General features: G+C 38.6%; 19 protein-coding genes. 8 read left to right on the top strand and 11 right to left on the bottom strand.

Annotated elements, in window-relative coordinates; all coding sequences use genetic code 11:
* The first annotated feature begins 48 nt into the window (after positions 1 to 48).
* Genes MNY28_RS00985 through MNY28_RS00965 form a run of 5 tightly spaced genes read left to right on the top strand, consistent with a single transcriptional unit; the run spans position 49 to position 6,372 of the window.
* Complete coding sequence (locus tag MNY28_RS00985; protein WP_346388618.1) at positions 49 to 2,676, top strand: plasma-membrane proton-efflux P-type ATPase; 2,628 nt, start codon at positions 49 to 51, stop codon at positions 2,674 to 2,676.
* Positions 2,676 to 3,434 (top strand): polyphosphate kinase 2, encoded by a 759-nt coding sequence (ppk2, locus tag MNY28_RS00980; RefSeq protein ID WP_346388617.1) that lies wholly within the window; start codon positions 2,676 to 2,678, stop codon positions 3,432 to 3,434. The genes MNY28_RS00985 and ppk2 overlap by 1 nt, the downstream gene beginning before the upstream one ends.
* Positions 3,431 to 4,696 (top strand): DUF4010 domain-containing protein, encoded by a 1,266-nt coding sequence (locus tag MNY28_RS00975; protein ID WP_151900591.1) that lies wholly within the window; start codon positions 3,431 to 3,433, stop codon positions 4,694 to 4,696. Before ppk2 ends, MNY28_RS00975 begins: the two co-directional genes overlap by 4 nt.
* Positions 4,697 to 4,706: 10 nt before the next feature.
* Positions 4,707 to 5,615: a TIGR00730 family Rossman fold protein gene (locus tag MNY28_RS00970; protein WP_151900592.1), complete on the top strand. Its 909-nt coding sequence runs from the start codon at positions 4,707 to 4,709 to the stop codon at positions 5,613 to 5,615.
* Positions 5,616 to 5,628: 13 nt separating this feature from the next.
* Positions 5,629 to 6,372: a DUF6629 family protein gene (locus MNY28_RS00965; RefSeq protein ID WP_346388616.1), complete on the top strand. Its 744-nt coding sequence runs from the start codon at positions 5,629 to 5,631 to the stop codon at positions 6,370 to 6,372.
* Here MNY28_RS00965 and MNY28_RS00960 read toward each other — a convergent pair.
* From MNY28_RS00960 to MNY28_RS00935, 6 genes are all read right to left on the bottom strand, one after another.
* Positions 6,369 to 7,076 (bottom strand): sulfite exporter TauE/SafE family protein, encoded by a 708-nt coding sequence (locus MNY28_RS00960; protein WP_226069046.1) that lies wholly within the window; start codon positions 7,074 to 7,076, stop codon positions 6,369 to 6,371. The genes MNY28_RS00965 and MNY28_RS00960 overlap by 4 nt on opposite strands.
* 1 nt (position 7,077) lies before the next feature.
* Positions 7,078 to 7,581 carry a hypothetical protein gene (locus tag MNY28_RS00955; RefSeq protein WP_151900595.1) on the bottom strand — a complete coding sequence of 168 codons (504 nt, stop codon included), beginning with the start codon at positions 7,579 to 7,581 and terminating at the stop codon, positions 7,078 to 7,080.
* A 156-nt stretch (positions 7,582 to 7,737) separates the two neighbouring features.
* Complete coding sequence (locus tag MNY28_RS00950) at positions 7,738 to 8,214, bottom strand: HD domain-containing protein (protein WP_230973238.1); 477 nt, start codon at positions 8,212 to 8,214, stop codon at positions 7,738 to 7,740.
* Positions 8,211 to 9,038 carry a tyrosine-type recombinase/integrase gene (locus MNY28_RS00945; RefSeq protein ID WP_346388615.1) on the bottom strand — a complete coding sequence of 276 codons (828 nt, stop codon included), beginning with the start codon at positions 9,036 to 9,038 and terminating at the stop codon, positions 8,211 to 8,213. Before MNY28_RS00945 ends, MNY28_RS00950 begins: the two co-directional genes overlap by 4 nt.
* Complete coding sequence (locus MNY28_RS00940) at positions 9,039 to 10,034, bottom strand: hypothetical protein (RefSeq protein ID WP_346388614.1); 996 nt, start codon at positions 10,032 to 10,034, stop codon at positions 9,039 to 9,041. It abuts the gene before it with no gap.
* A 3-nt stretch (positions 10,035 to 10,037) separates the two neighbouring features.
* The gene (locus MNY28_RS00935) at positions 10,038 to 10,634 is read right to left on the bottom strand and encodes a hypothetical protein (RefSeq protein ID WP_346388613.1); all 597 of its coding nucleotides are present in this window, start codon (positions 10,632 to 10,634) and stop codon (positions 10,038 to 10,040) included.
* Between the two features lie 119 nt (positions 10,635 to 10,753).
* On the opposite strand from MNY28_RS00935, the gene gatC reads away from it, so the two are divergent.
* The 3 genes from gatC to MNY28_RS00920 are packed head-to-tail and all read left to right on the top strand — an operon-like array spanning position 10,754 to position 12,484.
* Positions 10,754 to 11,044 (top strand): Asp-tRNA(Asn)/Glu-tRNA(Gln) amidotransferase subunit GatC, encoded by a 291-nt coding sequence (gene gatC / locus MNY28_RS00930; protein ID WP_151900600.1) that lies wholly within the window; start codon positions 10,754 to 10,756, stop codon positions 11,042 to 11,044.
* A gap of 4 nt (positions 11,045 to 11,048) precedes the next feature.
* On the top strand, positions 11,049 to 11,390 hold the full coding sequence (locus tag MNY28_RS00925; RefSeq protein WP_346388612.1) for an arsenate reductase family protein: 342 nt from the start codon (positions 11,049 to 11,051) through the stop codon (positions 11,388 to 11,390).
* A complete protein-coding gene (locus MNY28_RS00920) occupies positions 11,387 to 12,484 on the top strand; it encodes a type IV pilus twitching motility protein PilT (protein ID WP_151900602.1) in 1,098 nt (365 codons plus the stop codon). The genes MNY28_RS00925 and MNY28_RS00920 overlap by 4 nt, the downstream gene beginning before the upstream one ends.
* Here MNY28_RS00920 and MNY28_RS00915 read toward each other — a convergent pair.
* Genes MNY28_RS00915 through MNY28_RS00895 form a run of 5 tightly spaced genes read right to left on the bottom strand, consistent with a single transcriptional unit; the run spans position 12,481 to position 18,421 of the window.
* Positions 12,481 to 13,479 (bottom strand): SAM-dependent methyltransferase, encoded by a 999-nt coding sequence (locus tag MNY28_RS00915; protein ID WP_346388611.1) that lies wholly within the window; start codon positions 13,477 to 13,479, stop codon positions 12,481 to 12,483. The two genes, MNY28_RS00920 and MNY28_RS00915, sit on opposite strands and share 4 nt — an antisense overlap.
* A gap of 12 nt (positions 13,480 to 13,491) precedes the next feature.
* A complete protein-coding gene (locus MNY28_RS00910; RefSeq protein ID WP_346388610.1) occupies positions 13,492 to 14,727 on the bottom strand; it encodes a TolC family protein in 1,236 nt (411 codons plus the stop codon).
* Positions 14,684 to 15,865 carry an acetylornithine transaminase gene (locus tag MNY28_RS00905; protein ID WP_346388609.1) on the bottom strand — a complete coding sequence of 394 codons (1,182 nt, stop codon included), beginning with the start codon at positions 15,863 to 15,865 and terminating at the stop codon, positions 14,684 to 14,686. The genes MNY28_RS00910 and MNY28_RS00905 overlap by 44 nt, the downstream gene beginning before the upstream one ends.
* A gap of 14 nt (positions 15,866 to 15,879) precedes the next feature.
* On the bottom strand, positions 15,880 to 17,622 hold the full coding sequence (locus tag MNY28_RS00900; protein ID WP_346388608.1) for a molybdopterin-dependent oxidoreductase: 1,743 nt from the start codon (positions 17,620 to 17,622) through the stop codon (positions 15,880 to 15,882).
* Positions 17,612 to 18,421: an HlyD family efflux transporter periplasmic adaptor subunit gene (locus MNY28_RS00895; protein ID WP_346388607.1), complete on the bottom strand. Its 810-nt coding sequence runs from the start codon at positions 18,419 to 18,421 to the stop codon at positions 17,612 to 17,614. Before MNY28_RS00895 ends, MNY28_RS00900 begins: the two co-directional genes overlap by 11 nt.
* Positions 18,422 to 18,535 lie beyond the last annotated feature (114 nt).

The raw sequence follows: 18,535 nt of genomic DNA, 5'->3' as shown, positions 1-18,535 counted from the left end.
CATATTGTGCTAAAATGTTTTTAGAGCAAATACAACAAGGTTATTAGAATGAAAACATATGATGATAATTTAACCGGATTGACACAAGAAGAAGTGCAAGAACGCCTGAACAAATACGGCTACAATGAATTAAATGAAAAAGAAGAGAGTTGGCTGCATCGACTTTTACGACGATTTTGGGGACCTATTCCGTGGATGATTGAAACGGCTGCTGTTCTTTCTGCCATTGCACGCAGGTGGGAAGATTTTGCTGTCATCTTGTTTATGCTGCTTGTCAATGCTTTTGTTGATTTTTATCAAGAGTCAAAAGCACTGAGTGCCATCGCCGTTTTAAAGAAAAAACTGGCAAGAAAAGCACTTGTATTGCGTGAGGGAACATGGCAGAGTATTGATGCAAAAGAGCTTGTACCCGATGATATTATCAAAGTAAAAATAGGGGATGTTGTTCCGGCAGACTGTAAACTCCTGGGGGGCGGAGAGTTTTTGCAGGTTGACCAGTCTGCACTGACGGGAGAATCTCTGCCTGTCAACAAGCAGGCCCAAGAGGATCTCTATGCCAATGCTATTATCAAACAGGGTGAGATGATAGCACGTGTAACAGCTACAGGAATCAACACCTACTTTGGCAAAACGGTCGGTCTTGTCGCCAAGGCCGAAAAAGAGGAGCAGGGACATTTCCAGAAAATGGTTATCAAAGTGGGAGATTTTCTCATTGCTGTGACAGTTGTCCTTATAGGGATTATTATCTGGCATGGAGTCTCCAGAGGCGAGCCGCTTTTGGACCTGCTGATATTTGCACTTATTTTAACCATTTCGGCGATTCCTGTGGCGATGCCTGCGGTTTTAACAGTGACTATGGCACTGGGTGCCAGAGTCCTGGCAACCAAAGAAGCCATCGTTACAAAACTCTCAGCCATTGAAGAAGCAGCGGGCATGGACATTTTATGTTCAGACAAAACAGGCACGCTCACACAAAACATTATGAGTCTTGCCGAGCCGTATCTTGTCGGAGACTTTACACAGGAGCAGTTACTGCTTTATGCTGCATATGCCAGTAAAAAAGAGAATGAAGATCCCATAGAAAAACCGATTTTTGACTATATTGAGGCGCATCATCTCAGCAAAAAACTTCAAAAATCAAAAATGAAAAAGTTCATCCCTTTTGATCCGGTGCATAAAAAAACAGAAGGCGTCTTTGAGGATGGCTTCATTTATACCAAAGGGGCTCCCCAGGTTATTATAGAGTTATGTGATGAAAAAGAGTTTAATAAAAAAGAAGCCTACAAAAAGGTGGATGATTTTGCGCAAAAAGGGTTTCGCACACTTGGTGTGGCCTATAAAAAATGCGAAGAGGACTTCTACCATTTTGCCGGACTCATTCCGCTTTTTGATCCTCCGCGTGAAGATTCCAAAGAGGCCATAGCCGAAGCAAATGCCAAAGGTGTGGCAGTGAAAATGGTCACCGGTGACAATATCGCTGTTGCAAAATATATTGCCGGTATTTTAAATATCGGACAGGATATAGAAAACATCAAAGAACTCAAAGGACAGAGTACAAAAGAGTACATCTATCTTTCAGAAATTATCGTACGTTCAATATTGAAGACTTTGCAAAAAGATGCGGACAAAGAGGAAATTAAAAAAGAGGTAACCCAGATAGTCGAAGAAGTGCAAAAAGAGCTTGATGCGCAGCCGCTTCCTGAGGGAACTGTCCGTCAGCATGAGAGTGAAATTGTCAAAATTATTGAAAATGCCGACGGTTTTGCACAGGTTTTTCCACAAGACAAATACTTTATAGTAGACAAGCTCCAAAAAGCAGACCATATTGTCGGTATGACCGGTGACGGGGTCAATGATGCTCCTGCACTTAAAAAAGCCGACTGTGGAATTGCGGTAAGCGGTGCGACTGATGCCGCGCGGGCAGCAGCGGATATTGTACTTATGGCTCCGGGTTTACATGTAATTGTAGATGCGATTGAGCAGGCACGTATTGTATTTGAGAGAATGAAAAGCTATGTTGTTTACCGTATAGCAGAAACCATTCGTATTTTGGCATTTATGACACTGGCTATTGTGGTGTTTGATTTTTACCCTATTACCGCGATTATGATCATTCTTTTGGCACTGCTCAATGATATTCCCATTATGGCAATTGCTTATGACAACACAAAAGTAGAGGAAAAACCGGTACGATGGGATATGAAAATCGTTTTTATTCTCTCAAGTTGGCTTGGAGTTGCCGGAGTGCTGAGTTCTTTTACCATCTTTTATATCACAATGGTCTATTTAAAATCACATCCCGATACAGCAATGTTCCTGCCGGAAGTTCCCTCATGGATCGATATGCATGATGATAAATCATTTTTGGGATTTGTCCAGACACTCTTCTTTGTGAAGCTTATTCTCGCCGGGCATTATACGATTTTTAACACCCGTATTGCTGACTGGTTCTTTAAAAAGCCGTATCCGTCATGGCCGCTTTTCCTGGCATCTTTTTTGACAGCACTCATCGGCACGGCCATAGGTCTGTACAGTTTTGGACTCATGACCCGTATTAACTGGCAGTGGGCCCTCTTTTTATGGGGCTATGTAAGTGTCTGGTTTGTATTTAACGACATGGTAAAACGCATAGTTGTCCGATATTATGAAAAACGCTATGGAGAGGAGGCGCTGTAATGACAAAAAAAGAGTATAAAGAAGAACTGTACACTTTGCAGGTTGAACTCGTAAAATTTCAAAAAGAGGTCATCGCAAAAAATTTAAAAGTATGTGTGATTTTTGAAGGTCGTGACGCTGCCGGAAAAGACGGTATGATAAAACGTTTTATAGAGCACTTAAGCCCCAGAGATGCCAGAGTGGTCGCACTTGGAAAACCCAGTGATGTAGACAAAAAATCATGGTATTTTCAAAGATATGTCCAGGAACTTCCTGTTGGAGGGGAAATGGTGTTTTTCAACCGCAGCTGGTACAACAGAGCCGGCGTGGAAAAAGTAATGAATTTCTGCACACAAAAAGAGTATGAACATTTTATGAAAGAGGTAGGCAATTTTGAGCACCTCTTAGTCAATGCGGAAATTATTTTCATCAAATATTATCTTGATATTTCCAAAGAGGAGCAGAAAAAAAGACTGCAGGAGAGAAAAAAAGATCCGCTCAAACAGTGGAAACTCAGCCCGATTGACGAACAGGCACAAAAACACTGGAAAGCCTACTCAAATGCGCGCGATGAGATGTTTTACAAAACCTCCTTTGTCTTTGCCCCCTGGTATGTTGTACACAGTGATGACAAAAAAACAGCACGGATCAATACCCTCAAACATTTTTTATCACAGGTTGATTATAAAGACAAGAACAAAGAGTGTTTACGTTTTGATCACAGTGTCGTATGCCTTTTTGATGAGAGCTGTTATACAAAAGGATTAATTTATAAATGAGTTTAAATATTGATTTGGTACATTTTCTGGTTGTCACTGTTTTTAGCTTTTTGGTCGGACTCGAAGTTAAATCATACAGAAAACAGTATATTACTTCCAAAACAGAAAATCTTTTCTTTGGAGATGTACGCACCTACAGTTTTGTAGGAATTTTAGGCTTTGTTTTGTTTGCGGTTGATTCGAGTCTGCATATTCTGTATGCGGGAGGGTTTTTGTCAATTACACTCTTGTATGCCCTGCTCTATCAAAAAAATCTTCAAGAAAACCAACGCAGTATTTTACTCTACATTGTTATGCTCCTTGTCTACTCTTTTGGCGCTCTGATTCAGACAGAGGCCTTATGGATGACAGCACTTCTGTATGTCAGTATTGTCTTTATATTGAATGTCAACAAAGGTGTTGAGAAGTTTACACAAGAGATAAATATCAGCGAATTTGAAACATTAAGCAAAATGATACTCCTCTCTGTCGTCATCCTGCCTCTGCTTCCCGATACAAAAATAATTCCCTACATTCCGCTCTCTCCTTTTAAAATCTGGCTGGCTGTTGTAGTGATCTCAGGTATCAGTTACAGTGGATATATACTGCAGAAATACTTTTTTCCCTCCAAAGGCTACTACCTGACAGGAATTTTTGGCGGTTCCTACTCTTCAACGGCAACAACTGTTGTCCTGGCAAGGAAGGCAAAACAGCTGCAAGGATATGCCGTCATAGATGCAGCGATTATTTCGGCAACCGCGGTAATGTATCTGCGTCTCATTGTTATTGCCTTGATTTTTAATATTGAGATTGGAAAAAGTCTGCTTTTTCCTTTTATACTTCTGGCACTTACAGGATTTCTGATTTCTCTGTTTTATTTGAAAAGCGAACAAAAAACACAGGAAAATGTTGAAATTGTCGACCACAATCCCTTGGAACTCAAAACTGCTTTTTTGTTTGCCTTTTTATTTGTTGCAATGATTGTCATTACCCATTTTGTGACAAAACATTACGGAACATCAGGCCTGGAAATACTCTCTTTTTTAGTCGGATTTACCGATATTGATCCTTTTATACTCTCTATACTGACAGGCAAGTTCTCTATCGAAAACACCCAGACAACTGCCGCTATAATGATAGCCGCAGGAAGCAACAACCTCCTTAAAGCTATTTATGCCTTATGGTTTGGTACAATAAAAAATACCTATAAATCGGCACTGTGGATTTCTCTCTTAGGTGTCATTACCATCGTATGGGGACTCTATTTTGAACATATATTGTAAGGAATGATAAATGAAAATGAAAAAAACCGTTTTACCCTGGGAACATCCAAAACTGCAAGAAGAAGACCCGCAGTCATTAGAACTGATAAAAACCATTATGCAAAGCCCGACATATGCGATGGCGGAAGAAGACAAAGAGTTTATCAACTCTTATGAGGCAAGAGGTGTCCGACTCGAACTTGATTATCTCAAACCGGAACTCCAAATGAACAAACACGGCATAGAACATACCATAGTTGTCTTTGGAAGTGCACGGATTGTCGAAAAAGAGACTGCAATGAAACGGCTTTCTGCCATTGGGGAAATGCTGCAGAAAAAACCCAACAACAGAGACCTCTTACATGAACTCTATGTTGCAGAACGGATGGTTGGCAAAAGTATTTACTATGATGATGCCAGAAAATTCGGTCAGCTTGTAGGAAAAAGCGGAAAGAGTGCTGAGGACTGCCGTGTCACCGTGATGACCGGAGGCGGTCCCGGCATTATGGAAGCAGCAAACCGCGGTGCGTATGATGTCGGAGCCAAAAGCATAGGGCTCAATATCAAACTGCCGCATGAGCAGTATCCTAATCCTTATATTACCCCTGATTTGTGCTTTTTGTTTCACTATTTTGCCATCAGAAAACTGCATTTTTTAAACCGTGCAAAAGCTTTGGTGATTTATCCGGGCGGATTTGGAACTTTTGATGAACTGTTTGAGACGCTGACACTGATTCAAACAAGAAAATCACAGACAATTCCTGTTGTGCTTGTCGGCAAAAGCTACTGGAACAAAGCAATAGATTTCGAATTTTTAAAAGATGAGGGTGTCATTGCCCCGCAGGATACAGAGATCATTACGTTTGCAGACAATGCAGAAGAAGCATGGGAGTACATTCTCTCATGGCATCAAGAACAGGGAACACCACTCTACAGCTAAAAGGCAGTTATGTATGGATATATATTTTGCAGTATTAAACTTCACTCTCTCCGGAGCCATCGGGTTGGTAGGTATCCTCACGCTTCAAAAAGTGAGTACACCCAATGAAGTTCTTTTTGCTCTCTTGCCGCTTTTATTTGCCCTGCATCAGTTTGATGAAGGTTTTGTCTGGCTTGGAATGGGTGGGCATATTGATACACGTGCCCTGGAGATTGCCGCAGGTATTTTTGTCTATTATGCGCAGGGGTTGCTGCCCTTTCTCATTCCTCTGGCTATCTGGCTCATAGAAAAAGACGGATACAAAAAAAAGCTGGTTGGAATTTTGGCAATTTTGGGTTTTGGTCTTGCTGTCTATACAATGTACGGACTCTCAACAGTACCAACAAGTGTCAGTGTTGTAAACAACACACTGTATTACAAAAATCCATGGACTGAAAACTTTTATGATGCGGGCATTTATATACTCACAACCTGCGGCTCTTTGATGCTCAGCAGCAGTATTGCCATAGAACTTTTTGGACTTTTAAACCTCATCGGTCTTGTTGTTATATATATTCTCAGACCTTACGGTTTTACCTCTTTATGGTGTCTGTATGCGGCAGCTATCAGCGGATTGTTATATTTTTATTTTGTTGAACGACGTATTCAGTTTCTCCAGGAACTCAAAACAAAAAAAGACGGTATAGGTAAAAAACTCGAACAGGAATTAAACAGACTCAAAAAAGCACATCCAAAGCTTTTTACTTCACGCCTCTAATGACACTGCAACAGTGTTCTGAGAGGATTCGTCAAGTAGTCATACCCATTGTAAATCGTAAATATCCCGTATAAAATCACAGCCACTGAAGAGAGGCTCATCATCATATTTCTAAAACTCGTCGCAGAGGCAAGAGAAGATAAAAATCCTAAAGAAAACATTGCCGGAATAGTACTGATACCGAAAATAAACATTACCAAAGCACCGTAAAGCGGACTTGCCGTACTTGCAGCCGTGATGGCAAAAAAGTAAACAAAACCGCAGGGAAGCAGTCCGTTTAACATACCGAGAATAAAAAAGCTTGTATTTGATTTTGAGTGTAAAATAGCCTGAAAAGATTTTTTGTAAAAATTTGATGAAGAGATGGAATGTTCTATCAATGTAAGAAATTTTATTTTTCCCATTAACGACAAACCTGCCAAAATCATTGCAGTTCCTGCGATGATGAGCAGTGTACCGTTTGCGGTATTGCTAAAAGTTGCCACCCCGCCGATTGCGCCAAAGAGTGCTCCTAAAATTGTATAGGTCAACACACGTCCAAAGTTATACAACAGATGAGCCACTGTTTTGGAGACCTTGGAGCTTGCAGGTTCAATTTTAATGGTTGAATAAGCAAGGACGATACCCCCGCACATACCGATACAGTGCCCAAAAGAGCCTAAAAAAGCGATAGTAACAATTGTCAATAAATTTACCGTATCCACACTATTGTCCCAGCAGCTGTTTTCTTATTTTTGGATCTTTCATTGTTTCGCCTCGGAGCATTTTTAGACGCATCGTATCGAAATCGACCATGCCCTCTTTTTTGTGCTCATAAGCTCCAAAGCCATACCCCATAGGTGTCAGTTCATTTAATGTATAATAGGCCTTTCTTCCGTCTATCCATCGGTGCGTATCTCTGCTCATCACCCAGATAACGGCCCTGTCTTGAAATTTTTTGTCACTGAGCCAATGCACAAAATCCCCATGATCATGAAAAAACCAGGTCTTCCCATCGGGTGCGACAACCTGAGAGGCATATGTCAAATCATCTATGACCATGCCGCAGTCACTGTCTTGAAACTTATGCAACTCCATTTTCAAAGGCAACTGTTTAAGATTTCCCTCTTTGATAACAACCATTTTCTGCGTTTTTTCCAAAGAGAGAAAAAGTGTAACAATAACAATAACAATAATTCCGATAAGAAGAATCGGCATAAATTTTTTCATATTTTTTTAACCTTTATGTGAAATATGTCCTTCAGCCAAATTAAACAGCTTTTTTAAAACCGGTACTTCATACAATTTAGACTTTTGCACCCCAACAGTCGGCACTAAAGTACCAATTCCGATGAAGCATTATATAGCGAAATTGTTACAGTTGTATTAATCTCTTCTTTTTTTACCTTTTCCCAGATCATCATAATGCAAAAACCTTTGTAAATCCTCTTGCAAATCCTCGTCCAAAGCATCCCAGATTTCTTTTTTTTGGGCATATCTGGGGAGATCTTCTTTTTTTGACTTTTTAATATCCCGGATAAGGTAATGATAGCGTACAATTTTTTTCGTGTATTCACTGATAAAAGGCCAGTTTTTTATAATCTGATAACTTTTCTCTTCATGGTCCGTAAAACTCCATTCATGAAACTCATAATCCTCTGCATCTTTTTTATAGGCAACAAAAGGCTTTCCGATATCATGCAAAAGTCCTGCAGCAAAAAACTTGAAATCTCCCGCTTTGAGGGCATAATATGTCACACGAAGCGTATGCAGCAAAACACCGTGCTGATGCCATTTGTTCTGTGTAAAAAAGAGCGAATCCAAAAAAGCATAGGAAAATATTTTGTTGTTTGTTGTATTCACAGTGACTCCTTTGCCATAGGATGACATACTTCTACAGTATCTTTTAAATCCTGTTTTTGAATATGGGTGTATATTTGTGTTGTCAGCAGTGAAGCATGCCCTAAAAGTTCCTGTACTACCCGTAAATCGGCTCCACCACGAATCAGTGAAGTTGCATAGGAGTGACGCAGTACATGGGGGGAGACTCCAAGATATTTTTGTGTTATTTTATACGCGGAAATTCGACTGAGTTTTCCTCCCTGGTAATTACACCAGACATACTCTTTTTGCATGTTACATGTAAGCAGATAGGCATCTATTGCCTGTTTTGCAACTTTTGCCAGAGGAACAATGCGCTCTTTTTCTCCCTTTGCGTGCCTTACATGTAACCATCCGCCTTCTATATCGCCGAGTTCCAGCTCCAGACATTCGCTGATACGCGTGCCGCTTGCATATAAAAACAGTATAAGGGCATAGTCTCGCAAGCCTATCCAGTTGCTTCTGTCTATCAGTCCCAGACCGTGTAATATATCTTCATAAGATAAAAATTTCGGAAGAAGTTTTGGAATTTTTGCAAATTTCAGTTTCGTTTTTTCACTGCTGAATTGCTGTCTGTAGCAAAATTCAAAAAAGGCATTGACAGAGGAGAGCTTTCTGTTGAGTGTGCGTTTGTTTTCATACGAAGACAAGAGAGTCATAAGTTTTTGTGTATCAAGAAAAATCAACGGTTTGGAGAGTTTTTCTTCAATGGCACACAGATCACTTTTGTACGCCTCTACACTCTTTTTACTCAAAGCTCTTGTTACAGTAATATACTCTAAAAAAGCTTCCAGTTCGTTTGACATCTATTGTATAGAAATTTTCTCATTATCTACAAAGAAGGCTTTTTTACCGACAAAAACAAGCCCGTCATCCAAATCCACTTCGTGAATGGTATAATCAAATGTTTTTTTATTGACCACTATCATATACCCCTCTTTTTCCAGAACATATAAATTATCTCCATCACTGATCATCCCCAAAAAGTGTGCAAAAGGAAACTTTATTTTAGAATCAACCTGCAAAGAGGGTGTCAAGGAGAGTATTTCTCCCTGTTTTGTTGTAATATACAAAGCTTTTTCATCATGCACGATATTTCGTAATTCATATTTGGCACGCAGTTCTTTTTGCGAAAGTGACAAGATTTTGGAATCACTTGCGGCAATGATTTTATCATCAAATATACTGAAATAGACAATATTGTTAAAATAGTCATCAGACGAGACTATGACAGTTCTGAGTCTTTTTTTCAGTTTTGTATTCACAATGATGACTTTGCCGTCTAATGTTGAAAAGATAACCAGATCATTCATAAAGTACGGCTGAACAATTCGAATATCATTGGCTATCGCTTTGCCGCCCTGTTCTTTGAACAAAAGCTCTTTTGAATGCATATCATATAAGGCTATTTCATTATTGGCAAACAAAACTGCCAGAATATTATCTTTGACACCTGCGGTTGCTATTGTTCTTTTTAAGGCAAAATGTTTTGTCATTTTCGCTGATTGCTCTGATGTAAGCGTCAAGTTTCCGTCAATTGCGGCAGATAAAACCCAACCGTCACTTTCACCGAGTACTCTTTGATGCTCTTTGTCTATTTGTATGCTTATATTTCCGTCTCTGTCTAAAACTTTTCCATTATCCAAAAGTGCCGTATTTGATGAAATATCAACTATTTCATCTTCAATTTTGGCATGATTTTTCCAGTCATAAGAAACTTTTTTTGGTGTAAAAACCTCTTTTGTACTACATCCGCTCAGCAATACAAGCATAATTGATGCTAAAAATATATATGTTTTCAAAGTCTATTTTACTCCATAGTGCATTAAAGCACGGGAAACCTGTGCCAATGGAGAGTTCACACTGATCATACTGAGTTTTGAATGTGCCTCTTCTATCTTTTTGTCATGCATCAGTAAAATTGCAAGTTGCACCTGAGCCAAGTCCCTGTATATTGCATCCTGTTTTTCAGTGTACTCTTCAAGTTTATTGCTATCCTGAAGATTTTGTGCCACTTCATAACTTGACAAATCACCAAGCAGTAAAGCCTGAGAATTTTGCAGTTTTTCCAATTCTTTTATATTTTTGCTCACAACGGCCTGGGAATAGACCCAAAGATCATGCAGGTTCGGACTTAAAGTTGCCAAAGTTGCCAGTGTCGCTTCATCTTTCGGATTTTTCTGTAATGTCAAAAGTGCCTGGTTTGCCGCTTCAAGTGTATGCTGTTTGTTAATATTGTATGCAATGTCACCGGCAACAAACAGTGCAATTGCCACAACAGAACCTATCATTACTTTTTTGTATTTTTTTACAAATTTCTCCGTAACCACTGCTTTTTCAAAAAACTTTTCTTCTGATGTCAGCTCTTCTTTTACCATTTCAATATTTTCTTTTAAACTCAAAAACTCTTCCTTATATCTATATCGATTGTTTTATAAAGTTTCTAATATTACCCATAAATAAGTTAAAGTTTTATCAAATATATGATAAAATCAAAATAAACTATTATACAGGACAGACAATGCAAGTAGATGACACACTATTAACACGACTGGAAAAACTTTCCTATTTACATGTAAGCGATGATAAACGTGAAGAAATTATATCGCAGCTCTCAGAAATAGTAAGTTTTGTAGATAATTTAAGTGAGTTGGATACAAGTGAAGTGGATAGTACTTTTGCTATGGATGACCGAGCAACACCTTTACGCGAAGATATTCCCAAATGTGACAGTACCATCAGCCAGGAAATTTTAAAGCACGCTCCAAAAAGTGCAGATGATTTTTTCATCGTTCCTAAAATCATTGAGTAGTGCCATGATAAAAGTTTATGGCATTAAAAACTGTGACAGCGTCAAAAAAGCACTCTCTTTTTTTAAAAAACACAATCTGGCGTATGAACTTTTTGATTTTAAAACACAGCAGCTTCCGTGTGAAAAAGTAGACTACTGGGTTTCAAAAGTCGGCATCAAACCCCTCTTTAATACCAGAAGCACCACCTACAGAAATCTCAAACTCAAAGAACTGAACCTGGACGAGCAGCAACAACAGGAGTGGCTCTGCAAAGAAAACCTGCTGATTAAGCGTCCTGTCGTAGAATATAACGATGATGTTCTTGTCGGTTTCAATGAAGAACAATACCAAAGGAGTTTTTTATGAATGAAGAAGTAAAAACAGAGAGTTCCACGCAACGCTTAGATATCAAAAAGCTGTTAAAAAGTGTCTTGGCATTTAAATCTTCGGATTTACACCTTGTTGTAGGCAGTGAACCGCAAATCAGAATAGACAAAGAGTTACGTGCTTTGAATCTTCCTGTCCTTACCGCCAATGATATTGAAGAGATGGCCTATTCTCTCATTGAAGACAAACAAAAGAAAGTTTTTGAAGAGCGCAATGAACTGGACTTCTCATTTGAACTCAAAGATGTTGGTCGTTTTCGTGCAAACTTTTACAGAACCATTCACGGAATTGCCTGTGCTTTTCGTATGATTCCTATAGAAATTCCGACACTGGACGAATATGGAAATCCGCCTATTTTCAAAGAACTGGTAAAAAAAGAAAAAGGACTGATTTTGGTCACCGGTCCGACAGGTTCGGGTAAATCAACAACACTCGCTTCCATGCTGCATGAGATAAATATGACAGAACGTCGTCATATTATCACCATTGAGGATCCTGTGGAGTTCGTTCATAAAAACATCAAATCTCTTTTTTCCCAACGTGATGTGGGAAACAGTACAGAATCTTTTGCCACAGCACTCAAATACTCACTGCGTCAAGATCCGGACATCATTCTCATCGGGGAAATGCGTGATGCCGAAACCATCGGTGCCGCACTTACAGCAGCCGAAACAGGGCACCTGGTGTTTGGAACCCTGCATACGAATTCTGCACCGGGAACAATCAACCGTATTATTGATGTATTTGACGGAGAGGAACAGGCCCAAATTCGGGCACAGCTTTCCTCTTCTTTGGTAGCGGTTATTGCACAGACACTTATTCCAAGAATAGGCGGCGGTAAAGTAGCCACACAAGAGATACTTATTACAAATCCGGCAATCCAAAATCAGATTCGAGAAGACAAAGTGCACCAGATTTATTCTCAAATGCAGTTAAACCAGCAAGAGACCCATATGACAACACAGACACAACAACTCATAGAACTGCTTCAGAAAAATATTATCTCAAAAGAAAATGCCATTAAAAACTCCAACAGACCCGAAGAGTTAATGAAAATGATAGGTTCCCTTTAGGAACCTTTTCGAAAACGAATCATTTTAAATCTTTCCCCCAAAAAGTTTGGCATGATGAGCATCTTTACTTTTTCAAGTTCCTGTTTGTATATTTTTTCATCAGCATGCTCTCTAAGCATCTCCAAAAGTTCTAAAATACCCATATCAACGAGTGCGACCATCTGCGCTTTGAATTCTACAAACTTCACTCCTGCCTCTTCATAGGCATCCTTTACATGTAAGAAGGTGACATCATAGGTGATATCGCTTTTTGCAAAGAGTTCTTCTGTGTTTAAACCCTCTTCAAAGAACGGATGCACTTCATGCTTTGTATAAATTCTGAGTGAAAAATCGGGACGGGCCTGCATCTCACCGTAATCAAAGCTTATAAATTCAAACTTCTTTGCAGCATTTGCCATCTCTTTTGCAAATGCTTCATATCCTCGTGCAATTTCCCCTCTGTCTTTGTGGTATTTTTTTGCCTTTTGCTCCACCCATTCGTCTGTTTCGTCAAAAATCACTTCATGGTTTTGTACCCGTGCACTTTTGCCTTTAAAATACAGTTCACAGGGAAATGCGTCAAATATTTCATTGGCTATAAAAAAGGCATTGTTACATGTAAGGTCAGAGAGAGATTTGTAATGTTTCAAAGATACAGCATCACCAAAACTTTCTGAAAAATATTCTCTTTGATGTTTCTGCAAATCATCAAAGCGTTCTATAATGACAAACTCAAAACTTGACAACAGCTCCGGTCGCAGAGTATAAAGAAACTCACACACATCCGCCAAAAAGTACCCGTGATGTGCCCCTATTTCACAAATAACCGCATCTTTTTGCAAAAAACCTTCATCAACAAGTGAAATAATATGCCTGGCAATGGTACCGCCAAAAAATTTGCTTGTACTGACTGCCGTATAAAAATCACCCTCTTTGCCTATGTTTTTGTATGTTGCATAATAGCCGTTTTCACCATACAGCCACTCTGCCATATATTCACTAAATTTTTGACTCATTCTTTTTCCCGTTTATTTTTCATTGCTGATATACATTTCATACAGATTCAAGAGTTCCAACTGCTTGTCCAGCTCATATATTTTTGTATCTATATTTTGTATCTGCAAAGAATTTGCAAGTCTTTGCACATCATATTCTGTCTTGTAGCCAGCCTTAAAAAGTTTTTTTGTATCTTCCAAAAGCTTCGTATATAATACGATATTTTCATTACTCAACGCTATCTTTTTATTATAATTTTCTATATTGTGCATAACCTGTTCATACAAAGAGTTCAATTCTCTTTGTTTGTCTTTTAACACAATTTTTGCCTTTAAGTAGTTTACTTTTGCAGATTCTATATCTCTGAATGTATTAATATCGAGTGGAATTGAAAGGGCAATGCCATAATCATAGTAGTTTAACTCATTTGAATTGCTGACTATTGTCGGACCTACCTGAAAAGCCTGATTTGTCGTAAGCTTCCAGTTATATCCTGCTGTAAGATTTACTTTTGGAAGATATTTTGCAAGAGTAACATTTTTATTGTATCTGTTTTTCTCTGTCTGGGCTCTATCCATTTGCAGCACTATATTATGTTGTAAAAACTCGTCATGTTCTAAAAGTTTTAATTTCGGAATAGCGACTTTTGTATAATCCAAATCACTCAAAGCATGAAAAGAGCTCACAAGTTTTTCTTTCGCAGCCTGAATATCGTACAAAACAGACAAGGCTGTATTTTTTTGAATCACAGCATCATCCAAAAACCCTGAATCAAGCTGTCCGCTGAAATACTCCTCTTTTTTCTGTTGCAGATTTATTTCACTGTTTTTAATTTGCAGTTTTTGCTTTTGCTCTTTGAACTCTGTTTGTTTTATCTGCATCAAAACAGCAATAGTATCTTTAATCATTTTTCGCTTTGCCACATCAATAGAGTATTTCGTATAATATTTACTCGCATTGGCAAATTTTATGCCGTAATAGATCCCTCCGCTTTGAAAAATTGGCTGATTTATGCGAATAGCCGCATTTTGGTTTGACTGTCCAACACCAAAAGCATTGTTTTTGGAATAACTGTAATTGATCTGAACAGGAACTATCCATGAGTCACGCAGTTTGGAACTCTCCGCTTCATTTTTTTCATAATCATACTGAAACTGCAACTGCTTGTAAGAAGATATGAATTGCTCCAGACCAGCATTGTCATCAGCTCCAAAAAGAGGGAAACTACAGCTGAGACATAGCAGAGTTAAGAGCACTGAAGCCTTCATCAATTTCCTCTTTTGTAATTGTCAGCGGTGGTAAAAATCTTAATGTGTTTCTTCCTGCTTTAAGCATAATGACACCATTTTCCTTTGCCAGGTTTATAATATTTGCCAGTGTATCTGCATCTTTGACACGCAGACCACACATCATACCAATCCCGACCTTTTGTGTAAATATTTCCCTGTTGGCATTATAAAATTTTTCCAAAGACTGATTGAACATCAAAGAGGTTATTTCCAAATCACCGCTTTGTTTTTTTTCATTGAGTATATCTACCACTTCACATACAGCACGGCTGCTCAGATAGTTTCCGCCAAATGTCGATCCGTGATCTCCTGCGCTGAGAACATGCTTGAGTGTTGTCATGACTATTCCTACAGGAACACCTCCTCCGATGCCTTTTGCCAGTGTGATAATCTCAGGGGAGATTCCATAAGCCTGCGATGCCGTAAATTCACCGATTCTATAGGCACCGGTTTGTACTTCATCGACAATCAAAGGAATTTCACGCTCTTTTAAAAGCTTTGCCAGTGCCTGTACTTTTTCTTTGTCCTGCGGCTCTACTCCGCCCTCGCCCTGAATCAGTTCGATCATTACACCCGCTGTATGGTCGTCCAGCAGTGCTTCGATTTCGTCTATACCGTCTGCATACACAAAACCGTCAGGAAAAGGTCCGAAATAGTTATGCATCGCCTCCTGCCCTGTTGCCTTGACTGTTGTAATGGTTCGTCCGTGAAAAGAGTGGTTGAGTGTAATTATTTTGTATCTTTTTATCTCTCCGTCACGCTCCCCGTGTTTTCTGGCAATTTTTATAGCTCCTTCATTTGCTTCTGCACCACTGTTTGCAAAAAAGCACTGCATATCATACCCGCTTGTCTCGACAACTTTTTGAGCAGCCAGTGCCTGGGGTGCTATATAGTAAAGATTCGATGTATGTGTCACACTTGCCAGCTGTTCGCACAAAGCCCTGCTCACTCTTTCATTTGCATGACCGACTGAAACAACACCGATACCGGAAGTAAAATCTATATACTTTTTCCCCTCACTGTCAAAGAGAGTAGCGTTTTTTCCTCTTACAAACTCTATATCTGCCCGTGCATATGTCGGTAAAACATATTTTTTATCCATTTCTTTAATGTTCATTTTGTCTACTCTCTTTATTTTTTAGCAATTTTAACTTTATTTTCTTGAAAAACAGCACATTTACCCTCATAAGAGTGCTTTGAGGATGTCAGATTGTTGACACCCGGTGTGCCGCTGTATATAAGCACAGTATCTGTACGCAGTCTGCTGTCATTTTTTACTCTCAGAACAACACTTCCGTTTTGTGAACTTATTTCAATCTCTTCACCGTCTTTATAGCCATGAAAGGGATGTATATAGAGATGTTTTTCTCTGTAAAACTGAGAATTTAAACTTCTGGGACTCTTGGGTGTTATGAGATTAAACTCATCCTCAGCCTCACTCTGCTGTGTTTCAAACTCTTCCAAAAAAACAAATTCACCGTCATTGGTATCAAAACCGTTTTGATACGGAACTGCTTCTCTGTTTTCAACCTCAAAACATCCGTTAATTTTTTTCACACCAAAATTTTTAAAATACTGCAGATACTCCTCTTCTGCTTTAATTTCTATATCAAATGCCTGACACAGATACGCTGCCAAATCATACTCACTGATACCGATGTCACTCTCAATCTGTTTATGCATCACCATCAGTCCGTTATGAGCATAGGAGGTACGTATATCATTCTTTTCCAAGAAGGTTTTTGCAGGAATCACCAAATCTGCCATTGCACTTGTTTCATTCTCGTACAAACCAAAATAAACTACATTTTGTGTTTTTTGTAAAGCATTTTTGACTCTCAAACTGTCTGGCATCTGTGCAAGAGGATTTGCACCCTGAATAAACACGGTTTCAAAGGCATCAAAGTCAGTATTGACCTTGGAGACTCGTTTGGCTTTTGTTTCAAATGGAGAGCTGATTCCCTCTTTGGAATTTCCAAGGTATGCCACACCGCAGCCCTCTTTTCCAAAAAAGCCAAGGGAGACGGCAAAGGCATCAATACTGCGCATCACATCCGCCCCGTCTCTGTATTTTTGAATACCTACACCACAGACAATAGCAACCTTTTTATCTATAGTCATATGTAAAATATCGCCAATATCGCCCAAAGTCACACCGATATCTTCAAGTGTTGCTTTAATGCGCACACCCTGGGTCAATTCGTAATACTCCTCAAATTCACTTGCATACTGTTGTATAAACGCTTCATTCAAACTGTCATTAATGTATACAAATCGTGCTAAAAGCAATGCAAGGTATATATCTGTATGCGGTTTTATCTGTACATGTAAATCAGCCATCTGGGCAATTTTGGTTTTAACCGGGTCTATCACTATAATGGTTTTGTCTTTTATAAGCGGTAGTATGTGAGAAGAAGTCGTATGCGGATTTCTTCCCCAGAATATAATCACATCTGATTTTTCAATTTCACTCAAAGGCATATTTTTGTTGCTGCCTCTGCCTTCTATTATTCCGGCTTCTCCTGCTCCGTCACACAAGCTTCCATCCGTAAGCGTTGCCCCAAAATTCGCAAAAAAGTGGTCTGTCACTTCCTGCATCAAAGCAAAATTTCCGCTGCCTCTGTAATGTAAAACATCACTTTTAAACTCTACTGCAAGCAACTCTTTTAGTTTTAACAGTGCTTCTTCCATCGTAATTTCTTTTCCCTGAAATCGTGCTTTTTCTATCCTTTCAAATTTGTCATAATGGTTGAGATGGGGGCATAAAAATCCCTTTGTATGTCCAATTTTAAGAGGTTTGAGTTTTTTTTCATCATACACTAACCCGCAGGCGTCATAACAGTCAAGAGGACAGGCCGTAAGACTACTTTTCATTATTTCTCGCTTTGAATTCAATTTTTACCAATCCGGAAAATACTTTTTGCGCATCAATAATAATTTGCGCTTTGTATTTTGAAATATTTTTTGTATCTGCTATATAAGAAACACGTGAGACTTTATACGGTGTCTCTTTTCCGTTGATATATATCACTTTTTTCTTCACATTTTTTAAATCATTTTTATCCAAATAAACACTCAGCAGAGCCTTGGAGGTATCTGCAATTTTGGCCAAAGGGGTAGAAACCCCTACCGTTTGACCCGCTTTGACGGAGATTTCATACAATACAAAGTTTTTGGCACTGATGTTTTTGTCTTTTATGGTTTTTAGAAGCTGTTTTCGTCTTAACTCCAAATCGGCTATAGTGGTTTTTAGATTGTTTATCTCTTTTTGTGTTGCAAGAAAAGAGTTTTCACTGTTCAGCAGGTCATAAAACTCTTTGTCTTTTTCTATACTGGATTTTATCTTTAAATGCTTGATTTTTTGATAATTTTCTCGCTTTTTTTCTACAAGTTGTCGCAGATTTTGCAGTATTTTTTCATTCAAAAGCAAGGTGTTTTTTTGATAAGAGAGCTTTTTCTCAACAGCCTTTAATTCATCTTCATCAAGTTCTGAATCAATTTTTATAAAGATTTTTGATGTGAGTTTTTTTCCAGTCATATTGTCATCTGTGTAAAGCACTTTGCCCGAAACATTTGATGCGATTGTTCTTATTTCATAAGGTTCTACTTTTGAATAGTATACGTTGGAAAACAAAAAGCTAGTGATAAAAAGTAATGTTACTATTATTTTCAAAAATTCTTTCCTGAGTGATATTATAAAGCTATTTTAACATTTCATTACTAATATTCAAGCCAAATTCATTTTATTTTCGCTACTATTAATGCCTATTTAAAATTAAAGGTATTA

Source organism: Sulfurimonas sp. NWX367 (genome assembly GCF_039667065.1).
Classification (GTDB): domain Bacteria; phylum Campylobacterota; class Campylobacteria; order Campylobacterales; family Sulfurimonadaceae; genus Sulfurimonas; species Sulfurimonas hydrogeniphila.
The sequence above is the reverse complement of the archived record's forward strand: the minus strand, read 5'-3'. Positions and strand labels throughout refer to the sequence as shown.